General features: G+C 60.8%; 11 protein-coding genes. 5 read left to right on the top strand and 6 right to left on the bottom strand.

From position 1 onward, the window contains the following. Positions 1-9: 9 nt before the first annotated feature. Both GM668_RS14085 and GM668_RS14080 read left to right on the top strand, forming a co-directional pair. Positions 10-1,548 carry a DEAD/DEAH box helicase gene (locus GM668_RS14085; RefSeq protein ID WP_155439596.1) on the top strand — a complete coding sequence of 513 codons (1,539 nt, stop codon included), beginning with the start codon at positions 10-12 and terminating at the stop codon, positions 1,546-1,548. Between the two features lie 59 nt (positions 1,549-1,607). Then, the gene (locus GM668_RS14080) at positions 1,608-2,582 is read left to right on the top strand and encodes a thymidylate synthase (protein WP_155439595.1); all 975 of its coding nucleotides are present in this window, start codon (positions 1,608-1,610) and stop codon (positions 2,580-2,582) included. 4 nt (positions 2,583-2,586) lie between these two features. Here GM668_RS14080 and GM668_RS14075 read toward each other — a convergent pair whose 3' ends face one another. The 3 genes from GM668_RS14075 to GM668_RS14065 form a co-directional block, all read right to left on the bottom strand. Next, positions 2,587-3,921: an MBOAT family O-acyltransferase gene (locus GM668_RS14075; RefSeq protein WP_155439594.1), complete on the bottom strand. Its 1,335-nt coding sequence runs from the start codon at positions 3,919-3,921 to the stop codon at positions 2,587-2,589. A gap of 88 nt (positions 3,922-4,009) precedes the next feature. Then, positions 4,010-6,739 (bottom strand): AMP-binding protein, encoded by a 2,730-nt coding sequence (locus GM668_RS14070; RefSeq protein WP_155439593.1) that lies wholly within the window; start codon positions 6,737-6,739, stop codon positions 4,010-4,012. A 155-nt stretch (positions 6,740-6,894) separates the two neighbouring features. After that, positions 6,895-7,437 (bottom strand): hypothetical protein, encoded by a 543-nt coding sequence (locus GM668_RS14065; protein WP_229499305.1) that lies wholly within the window; start codon positions 7,435-7,437, stop codon positions 6,895-6,897. A gap of 203 nt (positions 7,438-7,640) precedes the next feature. Here GM668_RS14065 and GM668_RS14060 point away from each other — a divergent pair, with 203 nt between their 5' ends. Continuing rightward, positions 7,641-8,726: an ABC transporter substrate-binding protein gene (locus tag GM668_RS14060; RefSeq protein WP_155439592.1), complete on the top strand. Its 1,086-nt coding sequence runs from the start codon at positions 7,641-7,643 to the stop codon at positions 8,724-8,726. Positions 8,727-8,857: 131 nt separating this feature from the next. Here GM668_RS14060 and GM668_RS14055 read toward each other — a convergent pair whose 3' ends face one another. Genes GM668_RS14055 through carA form a run of 3 tightly spaced genes read right to left on the bottom strand, consistent with a single transcriptional unit; the run spans position 8,858 to position 15,635 of the window. Continuing rightward, positions 8,858-10,609, bottom strand: a complete 1,752-nt coding sequence (locus GM668_RS14055) for a methyl-accepting chemotaxis protein (RefSeq protein WP_155439591.1) — start codon at positions 10,607-10,609, stop codon at positions 8,858-8,860. Positions 10,610-10,636: 27 nt separating this feature from the next. Then, positions 10,637-14,473, bottom strand: a complete 3,837-nt coding sequence (gene carB / locus GM668_RS14050) for a carbamoyl-phosphate synthase large subunit (RefSeq protein ID WP_155439590.1) — start codon at positions 14,471-14,473, stop codon at positions 10,637-10,639. Further along, complete coding sequence (gene carA / locus GM668_RS14045; RefSeq protein ID WP_155439589.1) at positions 14,466-15,635, bottom strand: glutamine-hydrolyzing carbamoyl-phosphate synthase small subunit; 1,170 nt, start codon at positions 15,633-15,635, stop codon at positions 14,466-14,468. The genes carB and carA overlap by 8 nt, the downstream gene beginning before the upstream one ends. A gap of 302 nt (positions 15,636-15,937) precedes the next feature. On the opposite strand from carA, the gene GM668_RS14040 reads away from it, so the two are divergent. Both GM668_RS14040 and GM668_RS14035 read left to right on the top strand, forming a co-directional pair. Continuing rightward, a complete protein-coding gene (locus GM668_RS14040) occupies positions 15,938-16,420 on the top strand; it encodes a dihydrofolate reductase (RefSeq protein ID WP_155439588.1) in 483 nt (160 codons plus the stop codon). A 37-nt stretch (positions 16,421-16,457) separates the two neighbouring features. Next, positions 16,458-17,063: a DUF4337 domain-containing protein gene (locus tag GM668_RS14035; protein ID WP_155439587.1), complete on the top strand. Its 606-nt coding sequence runs from the start codon at positions 16,458-16,460 to the stop codon at positions 17,061-17,063. The last annotated feature ends 57 nt before the right edge of the window (positions 17,064-17,120 follow it).

Below are 17,120 nucleotides of genomic sequence, written 5' to 3'. Positions count from 1 at the left end.
AAGAACACAATGACTTTTGAATCCCTGGGCTTGATCGATCCACTGCTGCGCATGCTGGCCACGGTCGGCTATACCGAACCAACCCCGATCCAGCAGCAAGCCATCCCGCCCATCCTGCAAGGCCGCGATGTGCTGGCCGCCGCGCAAACAGGTACCGGCAAGACTGCCGGTTTTGCCATTCCCCTGTTGCAGCGCCTGGCATCGGGCGGCGAGCGCGCCGCACCCGGCATGGTGCGCTGCCTGGTCTTGACGCCGACGCGCGAGCTGGCGGAGCAAGTGTTTGAAAGCTTCCGCAGCTACGGCCGCAATATCCCGATGCGCGCCTACGTCGCGTATGGCGGCGTACCGATCGATACGCAAATCGCCAAGCTGCGCAAGGGCCTCGATGTGCTGGTAGCCACGCCGGGCCGCTTGCTGGACTTGATGGGCCAGGGCGAAGTACAGTTCGACCAGCTGCAGGCGGTCGTGCTGGATGAAGCGGACCGCATGCTGGACCTGGGTTTCGCCAACGACCTGGAACAGATTCTTCTCGCGCTGCCGGACGAAAAACAAACGCTGCTGTTTTCCGCCACGTTCCCGGAAGTGATCCGCGACCTGGCGCAGGTGCTGCTGAATGACCCCGTGACGATCCAGGCCAGCCCGCGCAACCGCGCTGCCGCCACCGTGCGCCAATGGGCCATCACGACCGACAAACGCCGCAAGGCGCCGCTGCTTCTGCACCTGTTGCGCAAGAACGACTGGCCGCAAGTGCTGGTATTCGTGAAGACCCGCAAAGGCGCCGATGCGCTGGTTGGGCAATTGCAGGAACATGGCTTCAAGGCTGACGCCATCCATGGCGACAAAGCCCAGCACGCGCGCTTGCGGGCGCTGGAACGCTTCAAGGCAGGCCACGTGCAATTGCTGGTGGCCACCGACGTGGCCGCGCGCGGCCTCGATATCGATGCGCTGCCGCTGGTCGTGAATTTTGATTTGCCGACGGTTGCGGAAGATTATGTGCACCGCATCGGCCGCACGGGCCGCGCCGGCATGGAAGGCGAAGCGCTGTCGCTGGTGTGTGCAGACGAAGTGGAACCGTTGCGCGCCATAGAAAAACTCACGAAGCAAGTGTTGCCCCGCACGGAAGTGGCGGGCTATGAAGCCGAGCACCGCGTGCCCGATACCGCACCTGCTGCCAAGCCTTCCGGCAAGCCGGTCAAAAAGGATGCCCCGGCTAAGGGCAAGCAAGCGTCCAAACCCAATGTGGACCCGGACCAGCCGCTGAGCGCGGATCCCCGCTTCCGCACCGACCTCGATGGCGGCTTCCCTGCTGCAACGGCAACGCAGCGCAAAGCGCCTGCCGCCAAAGCCGGGCCAGGCGGCAAACCGGCGCGCGGCGGATTCCATGCCGCGCAAACGGGCCGTGCCCGGAATCCCGGTTATGGCCCCGCGGCAGGCGGCGCAGCGCCCAAAGGCGCAGTGGTCGTCACCGGCGGGCGCGGCGCCAAGGCGGTAGCCAAATCCGCTGCAAAAGCCACGGCGCGCACAAGCGGCAAGCGGCCGAAACGTTAAAGCCGAGCCCCCTGTTACAATCATGGGTTTGACCAATCCGCACCACGTTGGAGATTTGAATGCAGCAATACCTGGACCTGATCCGCACCGTCCTTGACACCGGCAGCTGGCAAGACAACCGCACCGGCATCCGCACCCTCAGCGTGCCGGGCGCCATGATGCGCTTTGACTTGCAAAAGGATGGATTCCCGGCAGTGACGACGAAAAAGCTGGCATTCAAATCCGTCGTCGGTGAATTGTGCGCGTTCCTGCGCGCGTCCAGCAGCGCGGCGGATTTCCGCGCGCTGGGCTGCAAGGTGTGGGACCAGAATGCCAATGAAAACCAGCAGTGGCTGGACAACCCGCATCGCACCGGCGCCGACGACCTGGGCCCCGTGTATGGCGTGCAGTGGCGCCAGTGGCCCGGCTACAAATTGCTGAACGCCGACGCGCACGCGCAAATCGCCGACGCGCAAAGGAACGGCTTCCGCGTCGTTGCACCGCTGGCGGAAGATGGCGTCAACAAGGTGCTGATGTACAAGGCCATTGACCAGTTGCGCGAATGCCTGGACACCATCGTCAACAATCCAGGCAGCCGCCGCATCCTGTTCCATGGCTGGAACCCTGCCGTGCTGGACCAGGTGGCGCTGCCAGCCTGCCATTTGCTGTACCAGTTCATCCCGAACGCCACCACCAAAGAGATTTCCCTGTGCCTGTACGTGCGCAGCAATGACATCGGCCTCGGCACGCCATTCAACCTGGCGGAAGGCGCGGCGCTGCTGGCGCTGGTGGGCCGCCTGACGGGCTATACGCCGCGCTGGTTCAGCTATTTCATCGGCGACGCGCACATCTATGAAAACCACCTGGACATGGTGCAGGAACAATTGAAGCGCGAACCCTTCCCTGCGCCGACACTGGCGATTTCCGACCGCGTGCCGGACTTTGCCAAGACTGGCAAGTATGAGCCGGAATGGCTGGAAAAAGTCGAGCCGTCGGACTTTTCGCTGGAAGGCTACCAGCACCACGCGCCAATCACGGCGCCGATGGCGGTGTGACGGCTTAGAACTGGAAGTAAATAAAGCCCACGCGGCCGTGGTTGAACACGATCAGGAAGTAGACGGCGATGGGCACTGCCACGCCGATCTGCCACGTGGGCGCAGCAGCTATCCTGTCCATCAGCATGTCGCGCCAGCGTATCGGCGTGAAATGCAGCAGCGCACCCAGGGCCAGCGCCACCGTTGCCGTGATCGTCAGCGGAAATTCGCCGCCGTGCGGTATCAGCATGTTGTAGAAATACGTTTGCGCCACGTCGATGCTGTCGGACCGGAACAGCAGGCGTGTCAGCGCCACCAGGGAAAAGATAAACGTAATCCGCATGGCCAGCGCGCTGCCGCGCAAAATCGGCTGCGGGATGCCGAGGCGGGTGCGCTGCTCCGTGCGGTAATGGCCAAGCGCCACCATGCTGCCATGCAGCAGCCCATATAAAACAAACTTCCAGCCGGCGCCATGCCACAGGCCGATGGCGACAAACGTAATCAGCAGGTTGACTGCAGTGGGCGCGCCCCACGCCTGGCTCAACGGCGTGTACAGGTAGTCGCGGAAGAACGACGACATCGTAATGTGCCAGCGCTGCCAGAAATTCGCGATACTGGTGGCCAGGTACGGGCGGTTGAAATTGCCCGGCAAGCGGTAGCCCAGCATGCGCGCGGCGCCTAGCGCCATATCCGTATAGCCGCTCAAATCCAGATAGACCTGGAAGCTGTAGCCGGCCAGCGCAATGATGAGGAACAGTGATGAAAACGTGGCCGGATCGGAAAACGCGGGTTCGACCAGATAGGCGCCCAGCGCGTCGGCCAGCAGCACTTTTTTCGCCAGGCCCCGGCCGGCCAGTACCAGCCCGCTGAAACGGTCCGCGCTTTCCACTTCATTGTGGGGACGCTCCAGCTGCGGGATGAAGTCGCCGGCGCGCACGATGGGACCGGACAGCAGGCGCGGGAAAAACGCCATGAACAGCGCGAAATTGCGCAGCGTGGTGGGCTTTTGCAAACGGCCCGCGGCCAGGTCGATCGGATACGTGATGGCCTGGAACGTCATGAAGGAAATCCCGACCGGCAAAATCACGTCCACATAAGGCACCGCCATATTCAAGTGCAGTACATGCGCAATGCTGTTCGCCACGTCGGCAAAGAAGTTCAGGTACTTGAAATAAATCAGGATCAGGATGCTGGCAATCACGGCCAGCGCCACGGACAGCCGTGCTTTCGCGGGATAGCGCACGACGCACGCACCCGCTGCATAATTGATCAGCGTAAGGCCGGACAGCAGGCCGGCAAAACGCCAGTCTAATGCCATGTAAAAGTAGTAGCTGGCGGCCAGCAGCCAGAGATTTTGCAAGGCCGGCCACGGTTGCAGCAGGCGGTGACTAAACAGGACAATGGCGAAAAAAATGAAGTAGCTAAAACTGGTAATGTCCACACTGTTCCTATCGATGGCGGCTGCTGGACGCTACCTGGGGATGCTGCTGCATCCAGGGCTGCCTGCTCAATTCCGTGGCCAGATAACTGGCGACGAATTGCTCGCCCTCCTGCGTAAAGTGGCTGGAGTCGACAAAATACCGGCTGCCGCCCTGCATCACACTGGCCAGATCCAGCACTGGCACATCCAGACGCTGGCCGGTTGAGCGGATAGCGTCATTAAACATGTTACTGAGTTCAACCAGCCGCTGCTCGTCCAGGCAGGGCGCATAATACAGCGCACTGCGCGCCAGCTCCGAATTCCCGCCTGCGAACCCTCGCGCCACAGTCATCAGCATGGGGGGGATGCCTTTCGCGCGCAGCGTCGCAACGGCTCGCTCCAGATTCGCACTATAGTCGGAAGGGAAACGTTCTTGCAAATTAAAAGCCGCTACCCTGGCCGGCCGCTCCCGCAACATCATTGCATTTTTCGCAATTAGAACGGACGTCATGATCCAATCCGGCGCTTCAGGTGCCGGCAGGCCCTCGTGTTTACGGGTCACCGGCGTTTTGCAAATCAGGCTGAGGTCATTCATGCCCGGGTAAATCACAGCGGCTGTCGGGTGCAGTGGCGCCACGACTCGCTCGGCAAGCATCACCAAGTCATTCACTCCGGCGCCTTCGATACCCGCATTGACTACATTGACTGTGCGCCGAGGCTGCTGCTGGCGCAACTGTTCCTGCAACAGTGCCGGGAATGTCTCGTCATTGGTGACAGCATATTCACCCGCCACGGCCGATGCGCCAATGACAGCGATGCGTAATTCATCTGGCGCGAGCCCCGCGGGAATTTCCGGCGAACGCAATCCTTGCGAGTTAATGACAAATACATGCTCCGGATTGGAATGCTTGGTAAACCGCTGGTTGGGGCGGTATCTCCTGGCTTCGCTTTCGGTTCCCTCGATCAGATAGGCATCATTCCCCTGCGTCAGCGCGGTGCGGCCGGTCTTAAGATACGTACGTATTTGCAGCGCCGCCTCGCCAGCCAGCAGCAAGCCCAGCCCGATACAGCCGGCAATCCAGAAGCGGCGCGGCACCTGGCTGGACTCGGCAACGGTGGCGGCCTCTTCGCGCATGGCTTCCAGCGCGGAAATCGACAGCACCTCCCAATTTTCCGGCACGCGCCCCAGGTGCTGTTCCAGCAGCAGGGAAATTTCCACGAAGTTGACCGAATCGCCGCCTGTATCAAGGAAACTATCCGTCGGCAAAATATCCGGGATGCCCAGGATTTGGCGGTAGCCTTCCAGCAGCGTCTGCGCCTGGCCTTGGCCGGTACTGGCTTCCTGCCCCGCGCGCAGCAAGCCACGGTAGTCAAATTTACCGGACGGCAGCAAAGGCAGCGGATCCAGGTGCAGCACAACAATCGCACTGGCCGGCAGCGCATAGCGCTCCAGCAAGGCCAGCTGCACGGCACGCACATTCTTGTCGTCGCTTACGGCCACGACAATGATGCGGTCATCCCCCGTGACGATGCCGTGCCAGCCGCGCTGCTGCATCCACCGTTCCAGTTCATCAAGGCTGATGCGCAAGCCGAGGATTTTCGAGAAACGGTTTCTACGGCCGATGATGCGATACAGTCCATTGGCCTGCTGGCATGCGATATCGCCCGTGTGCAGCAAATCGGGCCCCTGCGGTTTCGCCAGGTCGTCGAGGGTTTCCGCGTAACCCATCATGACATTGGGCCCGCGGTACACCAGTTCACCGGGACGGTCGGCTTCCGTGATGTACGCGCCGTCGTCGCCGGCCAGCAGGAATTCCCCGCCCGGCACAGGCAAACCGATGCATTCCGTGTTGTTCAGCACCAGGTCCGGCGGCAAATACGCCATGCGGGGCGCGGCTTCCGTTTGGCCATACATGACGAATAACTGCTTGCCATGGTCGCGCGCCCACGTACCGTATTGCCTGACCTGCTCGGCCGGCAGGCGGCCGCCCGCCTGCGCAATATAGCGCAGCGTGGGATAGTTCTTCGTGCGGAAGCTGATGCGCTCGAGCACATCGAATGAAAAAGGCACGCCGGAAAAACTGGTGGCGCCGCCGGATTCAAAAAATTGCCAGAATTCGTTTTCCGACAGCGCGCGTTCCGTCAGCAACACCGTGGCGCCGGCAAACAGGTGCGAATTGAGCACCGACATGCCGTAAGAGTAGTACAGCGGCAAGGTCGTGATGGCACGGTCATCAGGCGTCAAGCCCAGGTACGTGGCAATCGCACCCGCATTGGCTTCAATATTCTTGCGCGACAGGCGCACCAGTTTCGGGCTGCCCGTGGTGCCGGACGTCGACAGCAATACGCACAGGTCTGGATGCAGTTCCATTGCCGGCGCATCGTCTGGACGGTCGAATTTCCAGCGCCCGCTGGTTTGATGGAATACCGTGGTGATGCCGAATTGCTGGGCAATGCGCTTGTCGCGCAGCGTGGAGCCGGGTTCGGCCAGCACGACAGGATGGTGCGCGGCCAGACACGCGAGGTAGGCAATCACGCATTCAATGCGGTTTGCCGCTTCAATGATGGTCACGCGGGGTGCGCCCAGCGTGGCCGCCTGCTTGTCCACCGCTTCTGCCAGCGCCTCGTAACTGTAGCGCCGCCCGTCTTCCGTCAAGATAGCCAGACGCCCGCCATGCTGACGCAGGCGTTCGGCGAAGCAGCTATCGTAGTTAATTGGCGGCAAAGCCAATGGCACTACCAGGTCGGGGGCATTCACATCGTCACAAACTGAAATCAGACAAGAGTGTACTGAGGGGGCACAATAACTCTATCAAAAACTATTCCGATTTTACAATTTTGTTGACCAAGCGACAAGCAGTATTTCACCTACGAGCGTTGCGTATGCGCATCAGTAATTACATTGCAACACTGTTAGGCGGCAGACAATACGCTCTTGACCAGGACAAAGATTTCATGACGAATGGCAGGCTGCGCCGCGTCGAACTCCTTGCTGGCTTTTAAATACGCAGGCTTCTTCAATTCCACCTTTTCTTCCTTGGTGGCGGGTGGCGCGGCATCACCCAGGCTGGGGCCGCTGTTGTATTGATGCTTCAACACTTTCTGTCCATAGGACGACTGGTAAAAGCGCGCCATTTCCGCCGCGGTTTCCGCCGACACCAGTTTCGACACGGGGACGGACAATCGCTTGTACACGTCGGCAGGCGCCAGCTTGTCAACCTTGGCCATGGCTGCCTTACGCGCCTGCTCATTGGGGAAGCGGCTGGAACCAACGACCATCCGCATCATTTTTTCCGCCTGCATGGCGGCAAGCATGTCTTGCGTCGCCTTGACGGCGGCGGCATCCGGCGTTGCGGCGGACGCCGCCGGGGCAGCTGCAGTGGCTGCAGGTGTGGCGGCCACCAGCGCAGCCACGGAAATCAGGCTGGCAGAAACCAGCGAAGTAATCATGTGCATAACGCCTCCTGTTGAATGAAGAGCGCATGCTACCAGAGCGTAAATTTCAACGTTGCAAAATTTGCCAACGGTTACATCCTGGGACTGTTGTAATGGCCGACATGGAATGCAGATTGGCTCGCGAAGTCTGTCGATTGTTGCCGAATTAGCACTTTTTCTTGCTTAAATATGCCATCGACACTCACAGCCCGCACCAACGCACCATGAAAAAGCTCGCCCTGCCCTTACTGATGGCGGCCGCATTTGCCGCACTGCCGTCCCATGCCATCGAACCACTGCCGCTGGAAACTATGGAGACACCCCATGAATACCGGGTGGAAGTGCTGCAAGTGACCGACATCGAGCCCTACCAGGAAGCGTACAACGGTTTCCTGGAAACATTGAAAGAACAAGGGATCGCAGCCGGCAAGAACCTCAAGGTCAACCGCGTCAAGGTGGACTTCGACATCGAACGCGGCGGATTCTGGAACCGCCTGGGCGCGCTGATGAAAGTACGGCAGGAAGCCGTGCGCATGGCCGCCACGAAACCTGACCTGGTGCTGACCATCGGCACGCCGGCCACCAAATATGCACGCGGCATCCTGGAAGACGCCAAGGTGCCGGTGGTGTTCACGGCGGTCGCGCATCCGCAAGACGCGGGCTGCATATCGCTGGTCGATGGCGGCCCCGGTGTCACCGGATCCACTTTATATACGAGCATGCAGGATTCGCTGAAAATGGTGCAGCGGATCTTCCCCAATACCAGCCGGATCGGCATGATTCACACGGATGATGAAAACGGCGTCGCCAACGTGGCGGCGGCCGCCGACAGCGCCAAGCCACTGGGCATGGCCATCACGGCCAAACAGGTAGCGAAGACCGAGAGCATTATCCCGTCCGTGAAAGCGCTGCGCGAAGGCGGCAACGCGGTCGACATGTTTGCCGTGCCGCTCGACACGTATTACGGCCTGCACCGCTATGAAGCGGCGATCGACCTGGGCGAATATGGCAAGGAAAACAAGGTGCCGGTGGTGACCCTGGCCATGGTGCGCGTGCCGGGCGCGGCGCTGTACGTGGGCGCGGAATTCGGCAAGGTCGGCGCGCTGGCGGGCCAGCAGGCCGCCAAGATCCTGAAGTTCCACACCAAACCGGATGTGCTGCCGATCCTGCGGCAGGAACGTCCCACCATCCTGCTCGATCCGGAACGTCTGGCCGCGCTGGACGTCAAGCTGCCCCCTGCCGTATTGGAAGCCAAAACTTCCACGCGCAACGGGTTCTGGCAATTGTCGTGGGAACAGTTGACCCAATAAAACCCGCAACAAAAAAATAAGCGGCTGCGCGGGGAGCGCGCAGCCGCGAAACCGGCCACTTATCGGACCTTGAGCGCCGGGCCTTCAGGCCCGCGCATCCACATCCTGGACGGCAGCCGGAGGAGACACGGTCAGAATTCCACCCAATCGTCATTGCCACCGTTGGCGACGGCGCTGGCTTTTTTTGATGCGGCGGCCGGTTTGCCGCCACGGCTGGCAATCTGGCGTACCGAGGCGGCCTTGGCGGCCGGCTTAGCGGCCGGCTTGGGGGCGGTTTTCACGGGCGCGCGCGGCGCAGCCAAGGGCTGCAAAGCGGCATCGACTTTAAACACGCTGACCACTTGCTGCAGCCCGGCAGCACGTTCATACAGCGAATCCGCAGCGGCCGACGCTTCTTCCACCAGCGCCACGTTTTGCTGGGTCAGGCCATCCATTTGGCTGATGGCCGAGTGGATCTGGTCCAGGCCAGCCGTCTGGTCTTGGCTCGCCTGCGTGATTTCACTCATGATGCTGGCCACGCGGCCAATGCTGGTCACGATTTCTTCCATCGTGGCGCCGGCCTGGTCAACCAGCTTGGCGCCGGAATCGACCTTGTCGACGGAATCATCGATCAGCAATTTGATTTCCTTGGCCGCAGCGGCCGAACGCTGCGCCAGCGAGCGCACTTCCGACGCCACCACGGCAAAGCCGCGGCCCTGTTCACCGGCGCGCGCCGCTTCCACTGCGGCATTCAGCGCCAGGATGTTGGTCTGGAATGCAATGCCATCAATGACGCCAATGATGTCGACAATTTTCTTCGACGAATCGTTGATGGAACCCATGGTTTCCACCACTTGCGACACCACCTGGCCGCCGCGGCTGGCCACTTCCGATGCCGATTGCGCCAGCTGGTTGGCCTGGCGCGCATGTTCCGCATTTTGCTTGACGGTGCCCGTCAACTGTTCCATCGACGACGCGGTTTCCTCCAGCGACGCCGCCTGCTGCGCCGTGCGGTTCGACAAATCCATGTTGCCGGCGGCGATCTGGCCCGATGCGCTGGAAATCACATCCGTACTGCCGCGCACTTCGCCGACGATGTCAGCCAGGTTGGCTTTCATCTTGTCGAGCGCCTTCAGCAGCGAACCGATTTCATTGGTGCTGTGCGCTTCGGTCTTGCCGGTCAAGTCGCCTTCGGCCACGCGGTGCGCGACATCCATCGCTTCGCGCAGCGGCGCGGAAATCGCGCCCACGACAATGATACCGGCCACCAGCCCCAATACCGCGCCGATCACGACGACGGCAATCATGGTATTACGGGTCGATGCCAGGCTCGCCTGCACGGCTTCCTCATTCTCTTTGGCGCGCTTGTCGGTAAAGGCGGTAAACGCTTTCATCGCTTCATCGCCGACGCGGTAAGTCGGATTGATTTTCTTGATCAACACCATTTCCGCGTCATCCCACTGCTCCGCCCGCAGCGCCGCGGCGGCAGCCTTGATATGTTCGAGCCCCAGTCCGGCGCTCTTGGCATACCATTCCTGCGCCAGTTTGCGCTCTTCTTCGGATTTGATGTCGGCAAGGTATTTATCCCAGTTTTTCGCCAGGCGGGCCGACGTCGCATCGATAATGGTCCAGTGATTGGTCAGCGGATGGTCGTGCAGCTTGGACCAGTCAAAGCCCGGGTTATGCTGCAGCGCTTGCAGGATCTGGCTGCGGTTGATTTCCATATCGAGCCGGATGGCGGTTCGCCCGGTGGCATTGCGCTCGTCGCTAAGGCTTACATCGCTGAGCATCGATGCCGATTTATTGGCGCCATAGATACCCATCACGCCCATCACCAGCATCAACGCACTGAGGAACCCCAGCGCCCCGATCACCAGGTTCTTGATCTTAATATTAGCCAGCATGTCGCACTCCTTGATTAACCCTCATACTTAACCGCAAGCCGGCAAGACTTGCAGTGATTTGCCGCTGAAGAAGCGGTGTATCGCGCCCCTCAGCTCTTCTACTTCGTCAAACTCGATATACGTCACGTCCACCAGGTCGTCCAGCTCGCGCAGCAGCGTGGTCTTGATCGGCGCGCCTTTCCACACGAGGAACAGCACCGGCGTTGCGCGCCCCTTGAACACGTGGTATGCCAGCTCGAATGCGCTGGATTCGCTCATGCCGACGCGGATATTGATCATCACGTCGGCCTGCTCCAGCAGCCCAAGACGGTGGCGGCGGAAGTTCTTCGGCGTGAACGGCTGCTTGTGGTTGCGTTCAAACGACGCGCGGAACGTATCGGCGCTTTCCGCTTCCGTCCCCGTCAGATACTTGAACGGATAAGGGATGCCGTTGGCGGTATCGATCAGGGTCAGGATGTCGGCAATCATGCGCTGCTGGCGCTCATCGGATTCCGTGAACGGCTGGCGGATAAACAGTTTTAATGGCGGGACACCGACACTGCGCTCGCGCAGGCTGCGGCGGCGTTCCGGCACCTTGAAGGCGGCGGCCGCCATGTCGTCCGCGCCAGGCGTGCGGCGGCCCTGCAGCTGCGCCGGCTGCCGCGCTTCGGCCGCCATTTTGTGCAGCGCCTGCACCGAGTACAGGCTGGGCGGCTGCTGCGTGTATTTCAGCGCTTCGGCGCACGCTTCCGCCGCCGCAATGGTCGTGCAATACACAGCGCCCGACGCCAGCGTGGCCACCCGCAGGGCGCGGGACGAACCGATGGCCGAACGTTTTTCATCGACCGTCACAACCACCATGGCAATGGCTTTTTCCTTCAACAGCGCCAGCACCACATCGTCGAGCTCTTCGCGGATTGCCACGCCGCCCGCCGCCACCACTTGCGCCGTGACGTGGCTGGCAATCAGTTCAAAACCGGCTGCCGCCAGGTCGCGCGCCAGCGCCACTGCACGGGCCTGGTCGCCCTGGCGTACGCGCAGATAGACCAGGCCGCTGCGCGGCAAGCGCACGCCGGCCGCCAGTTGCGCCTTGAAATACGCTTCGCCAAACGTTGGGGCCACGCCCATCACTTCACCGGTGGATTTCATTTCCGGGCCCAGGATCGTATCGACGCCGGGGAATTTCCCGAATGGCAGCACGGCTTCCTTGACACTGTAAAACGGCGGCACGACTTCGCCGGTAATGCCCTGCTCCGCCAGGGTTTCGCCGGCCATGCAGCGCGCGGCGATTTTCGCCAGCGGCCGTCCGGTTGCCTTCGATACGAAGGGCACGGTGCGCGATGCACGGGGATTCACTTCCAGCACGAAGACCTGGTCGTGAACGCGGCCGTCGACTTTCTGGCGCTGCACGGCGAATTGCACATTCATCAAACCCACGACGTTGAGGCCGCGCGCCAGCCGCACGGTCTGGTACTTGATTTCATCGACAGTGTCAGGCGCCAGCGAATAAGGCGGCAGCGCACAGGCGGAATCGCCCGAGTGGATGCCTGCCTGTTCCACGTGCTCCATCACGCCGCCAATCACCACGTCCTTGCCATCAGCCACACAATCGACATCAATTTCAATCGCATCGTTGAGGAAGCGGTCCAGCAATACCGGCGAATCATTCGACACTTGCACGGCTTCGCGCATGTAGCGTTCCAGGTCGGCCCGTTCATGGACGATTTCCATGGCCCGGCCGCCCAGCACATACGATGGCCGCACCACCAGCGGATAGCCGATTTCTTCGGCCAGCTTCACGGCATCTGCTTCCGTGCGCGCCGTACGGTTGGGCGGCTGGCGCAAATCCAGTTTTTGCAGCAATTGCTGGAAGCGCTCGCGGTCCTCGGCCGCATCGATCATGTCGGGCGACGTGCCGATAATGGGGACGCCGTTGGCTTCCAGGTCGAGCGCCAGTTTCAATGGCGTCTGCCCGCCATACTGCACGATGACGCCGGCCGGACGTTCCAGCGCGACGATTTCCAGTACGTCTTCCAGGGTCAGCGATTCAAAATACAGGCGGTCAGACGTGTCGTAATCCGTCGATACGGTCTCGGGATTGCAGTTGACCATGATGGTTTCATAGCCATCGTCGCGCATGGCCAGCGCCGCGTGCACGCAGCAATAATCGAATTCAATGCCCTGGCCGATGCGGTTCGGGCCGCCGCCCAGCACCATGATCTTGGTTTTGCTGGTCGGCTGCGCTTCGCATTCATCGTCATACGTCGAATACATGTAGGCCGTGCGGGTGGCGAATTCGCCGGCGCAGGTATCGACCCGCTTATAGACGGGACGGATGCCCAGCAAATGGCGGTGCGTACGCACCGCGGTTTCCGTCGAATTGAGCAACGTGGCCAGGCGGCGGTCGCCGAAGCCCTGCTGTTTCAGCCGCATCAGCACAGGCTTGTCCAGCCCTTCCAGCGTTTGCGTCTGGATCCACTGTTCCACTTCCACCAGGTCGTGGATTTGCGCGAGGAACCATGGGTCGATTTTCGACAGCGCGTGCACTTCGGCCTGCGTCATCCCCTGGGCAAAGGCTTCGCCCACGTACCAGATACGCTGCGGGCCTGGCTGCGCCAGCTCCTGTTCGATCACGGCATTGCCGGTATTGGCGCGGCGCAGGCCATCCATGCCGATATCCAGCCCCCGAAGCGCCTTCTGGAACGATTCCTGGAACGTGCGGCCCATGGCCATCACTTCGCCCACGGATTTCATCTGCGTGGTCAGGCGCTGGTCGGCGCCGGGGAATTTCTCGAACGCGAAGCGCGGCACTTTCGTGACGACGTAATCAATTGATGGTTCAAACGACGCGGGTGTGGCGCCACCCGTGATGTCGTTGCGCAGTTCATCGAGCGTATAGCCGACCGCCAGCTTGGCGGCCACGCGGGCAATCGGGAAACCCGTGGCTTTCGACGCCAGCGCCGACGAGCGCGAGACGCGCGGATTCATTTCGATGACGATCATGCGTCCGTCAGCGGGATTCAACGCGAACTGCACGTTGGAGCCGCCCGTATCGACGCCAATTTCACGCAGTACGTTCAGCGACGCGTTGCGCATGATCTGGTATTCCTTGTCCGTCAAGGTTTGCGCAGGCGCCACCGTGATGGAATCCCCGGTGTGCACGCCCATCGGATCAAGGTTTTCAATCGAACAGACGATGATGCAGTTATCCTTGCGGTCGCGCACCACTTCCATTTCAAATTCTTTCCAGCCCAGCAGCGATTCTTCGATCAGCAATTCGGACGTGGGCGACAATTCCAGGCCGCGCGTGCAAATGGTCAGGAATTCTTCCGCATTGTGCGCAATGCCGCCGCCGCTGCCGCCCATCGTGAACGACGGACGGATAATCACGGGGAAGCCCAGCTTTTCCTGCTCGGCCCACGCTTCGGCCATCGTATGGGCGATACCGGAGCGGGCCGAACCCAGCCCGATGCGCGTCATCGCTTCCTTGAACTTGGCGCGGTCTTCGGCCTTGTCGATGGCTTCCGGCGTGGCGCCGATCAGCTCCACATTGAACTTTTCCAGCACGCCATGGCGGTGCAGGTCCAGCGCGCAATTGAGCGCCGTCTGGCCGCCCATCGTGGGCAGCACGGCTTGCGGCCGCTCTTTCTCGATAATGGCCGCTACCACTTGCCACGTGATGGGCTCAATGTAGGTGACATCGGCCATTTCCGGGTCCGTCATGATGGTGGCTGGATTCGAATTGACCAGCACCACCTTGTACCCTTCTTCCCGCAGCGCCTTGCATGCCTGCGCGCCGGAGTAATCGAATTCACAAGCCTGGCCAATGACAATGGGCCCGGCGCCGATGATCAGGATGCTGTTGATATCGGTGCGTTTAGCCATGCTGGCGGTCTCCCATCATCGAAATAAATTTATCAAACAGTGGCGCCAGGTCATGTGGGCCGGGCGAGGCTTCCGGGTGGCCCTGGAAGCAGAATGCGGGACGGTCGAGCCGCATAAAGCCTTGCAGCGAGCCATCGAACAGCGACACGTGTGTGACGGCACAGTTGGCCGGCAAGGTTGACGCATCAACAGCAAAGCCGTGGTTTTGCGACGTGATCATGACTTCACCGGTTGCCACATCCTGCACCGGGTGGTTGGCGCCGTGGTGGCCGAACTTCATTTTGATGGTGCGGGCGCCGCACGCCAGCGCCATAATTTGATGGCCGAGGCAAATGCCAAACGTGGGGATGCCTTTGTCCATCAACTCGCGCGCCGCAGTGATCGCATAGTCGCAAGGTCCCGGGTCGCCAGGGCCATTGGACAGGAAGATGCCGTCCGGCTGCAGCGCCAGCGCCGCTTGCGCCCCCGCTTCAGCCGGCAGCACCGTGACTTTGCAGCCCCGTTCAGCCAGCATGCGCAGGATGTTGGCTTTGACGCCAAAGTCATACGCGACCACGTGGAAGCGCGGTGCGTGCTGCTGGCCGAAGCCGCGGCCCAGCATCCATTCCGTTTCCCGCCATTCAAACGCTTCCTTGGTGGTGACGGTGCGGGCCAGGTCCATGCCGTTCAAGCCAGGGAAAGCACGCGCCCGTTCCAGCGCCGCTTCCGCCACCTTGACGGCGTCGTCACCCGTGACGATGGCGCCGTTCTGCGCGCCTTTTTCACGCAGGATGCGGGTCAGCTTGCGGGTATCGATGCCTGCGATGGCGACGACATCCTGTTCGCGCAGCCACTCCGGCAGTGTTTGCGTGGCGCGGAAATTCGACATTAGCAGCGGCAAGTCCTTGATGACGAGGCCGGCGGCGTGCAGCCGCGGCGATTCGCCATCTTCCGTGTTGATGCCCGTATTGCCGATATGCGGATACGTCAGTGTGACAATCTGGCGGCTATAGCTGGGGTCACTGAGGATTTCCTGATAACCCGTCATGGCGGTATTGAACACGACTTCGCCGCTGGTGGCGCCTGCCGCGCCTATTGATACGCCTTGGAACAGCGTGCCGTCCGCCAATGCCAATATCGCATGCTGCACGTCTCCAAGAGCGTGCCTGAGTGGGTGCTTCATTGTCTCCCTCCGAGGTCAAGACTGATGACAGGCCGTTTCTTCTGATTAATTTCTCTGGCGCTACAGGCACGATACAAAAAATAATTCGTTCAATTCTCTCGAAATGTCACAATCCAGCGAAACGCATGGGAGCATTTTGCAAGTTGAGGCACGCGCACAACGGGTGTGTAAAAAGGGGCTATTCATTCAGGCAAGCTCTCTTGGCAGCTTGGTTAGCCTGTTTCTCAATCACGGGATCGTGGCGGCGCTGCGTGATGAACAAGCTATAATGCGCGGTTCATGCAACAAGGATTATTTAAACAATGACACTGCTGGCCATCATCGTTGCCGCCGACCAGGAGCGCGGCATCGGCATCAACAACACGCTGCCGTGGAAACTGCCGGAAGACCTGGCGCATTTCAAGCGCCTGACAACCGGGCACCCCATCATCATGGGCCGCAAGACATTCGAATCCATCGGCCGCCCACTGCCAAACCGCCGTAACATTGTCGTCACGCGCAACGCGGACTGGCGCGCGGATGGCGTGGAAACCGTGCACTCGATCGATGAAGCACGTAAACTGGTGGCTGGCGATGCGCAGGCTTACATCATTGGCGGCGCGCAAGTCTACGCGCAGGCGCTGGCCGTGGCCGATACAGTCATCATGACGGAAATCCAGGCTGTATACGAATGCGACGCGCACTTCCCTGCACTGGGGCCTGAATGGCGCGAAACCGCGCGTGAAACGCACGTGTCAGGCACCGGGCTTGAATACGCCTTCGTGACCTTGCGCCGCGCAAGCTGAATTCTTCACACTCATTATTAATTGACGAGGTATCCCCATGTCCGGACACGGTTTCCACGTTCACGGCCCGCACGACCACGCGGTTGAACACGCTGCCCACAGCGATGATAAATTTGCCGGCAATATCGCCGTCACCACAGCCATCCTGGCCACGGTCGGCGCGCTGTTCGGCTACCAGGGCGGCGCCACGCAAAATGAGGCGGCCATGTTCAAAAACAATGCCGCCATCGATAAAACCCAGGCTGCCAACAGCTGGGCGTTTTACCAGTCGAAGTCGTCCAAGCAAAACCTGGCCGAACTGGCCATGATTTTGCCGGGCGCGGATACGGAAAAGTACAAGGCCGAAGTGGCCCGCTACAAGACGGAAAAAGAAGAAATCAAGAAAGACGCGGAAAAGGCGGAAGCGTCGTCGGCTGAATGGAACAAAAAATCCGATGCGGCCATGCATACGCACCACCAGTGGGCGCTGGCGACGACGGCCGTGCAAATCGCCATTTCGCTGGCGGCCATTACGCTGCTGACGCACCGTAAATGGCTGCTGTACACGTCTTACGCGGTGGCGGCTGCCGGCATCGTGCTGGGCATCTGCGCCGGTGCGCACGTCGATCCGCTGGCCTTCCTCGGCGGTGGCGCGCACCATTAATGCCGTATCGTCTATCATAGAAAACAATTTGACAGAAAATTCGGAAACTTTTTTCCC

The sequence above is a fragment of the Pseudoduganella ginsengisoli genome (assembly GCF_009720865.1).
In the GTDB taxonomy this organism is placed as follows: Bacteria; Pseudomonadota; Gammaproteobacteria; order Burkholderiales; family Burkholderiaceae_D; genus Rugamonas; species Rugamonas ginsengisoli.
Note: the sequence above shows the minus strand (reverse complement) of the source record. Positions and strands in the feature narration are given on the sequence as shown.

Coding starts and splice junctions, on each gene's coding strand:
- carB (WP_155439590.1), bottom strand. CDS start 14,473: ATGGCTAAACGCACCGATATCAACAGCATCCTGATCATCGGCGCCGGG.
- GM668_RS14040 (WP_155439588.1), top strand. CDS start 15,938: ATGACACTGCTGGCCATCATCGTTGCCGCCGACCAGGAGCGCGGCATC.
- carA (WP_155439589.1), bottom strand. CDS start 15,635: ATGAAGCACCCACTCAGGCACGCTCTTGGAGACGTGCAGCATGCGATA.
- GM668_RS14080 (WP_155439595.1), top strand. CDS start 1,608: ATGCAGCAATACCTGGACCTGATCCGCACCGTCCTTGACACCGGCAGC.
- GM668_RS14060 (WP_155439592.1), top strand. CDS start 7,641: ATGAAAAAGCTCGCCCTGCCCTTACTGATGGCGGCCGCATTTGCCGCA.
- GM668_RS14035 (WP_155439587.1), top strand. CDS start 16,458: ATGTCCGGACACGGTTTCCACGTTCACGGCCCGCACGACCACGCGGTT.
- GM668_RS14065 (WP_229499305.1), bottom strand. CDS start 7,437: ATGCACATGATTACTTCGCTGGTTTCTGCCAGCCTGATTTCCGTGGCT.
- GM668_RS14055 (WP_155439591.1), bottom strand. CDS start 10,609: ATGCTGGCTAATATTAAGATCAAGAACCTGGTGATCGGGGCGCTGGGG.
- GM668_RS14085 (WP_155439596.1), top strand. CDS start 10: ATGACTTTTGAATCCCTGGGCTTGATCGATCCACTGCTGCGCATGCTG.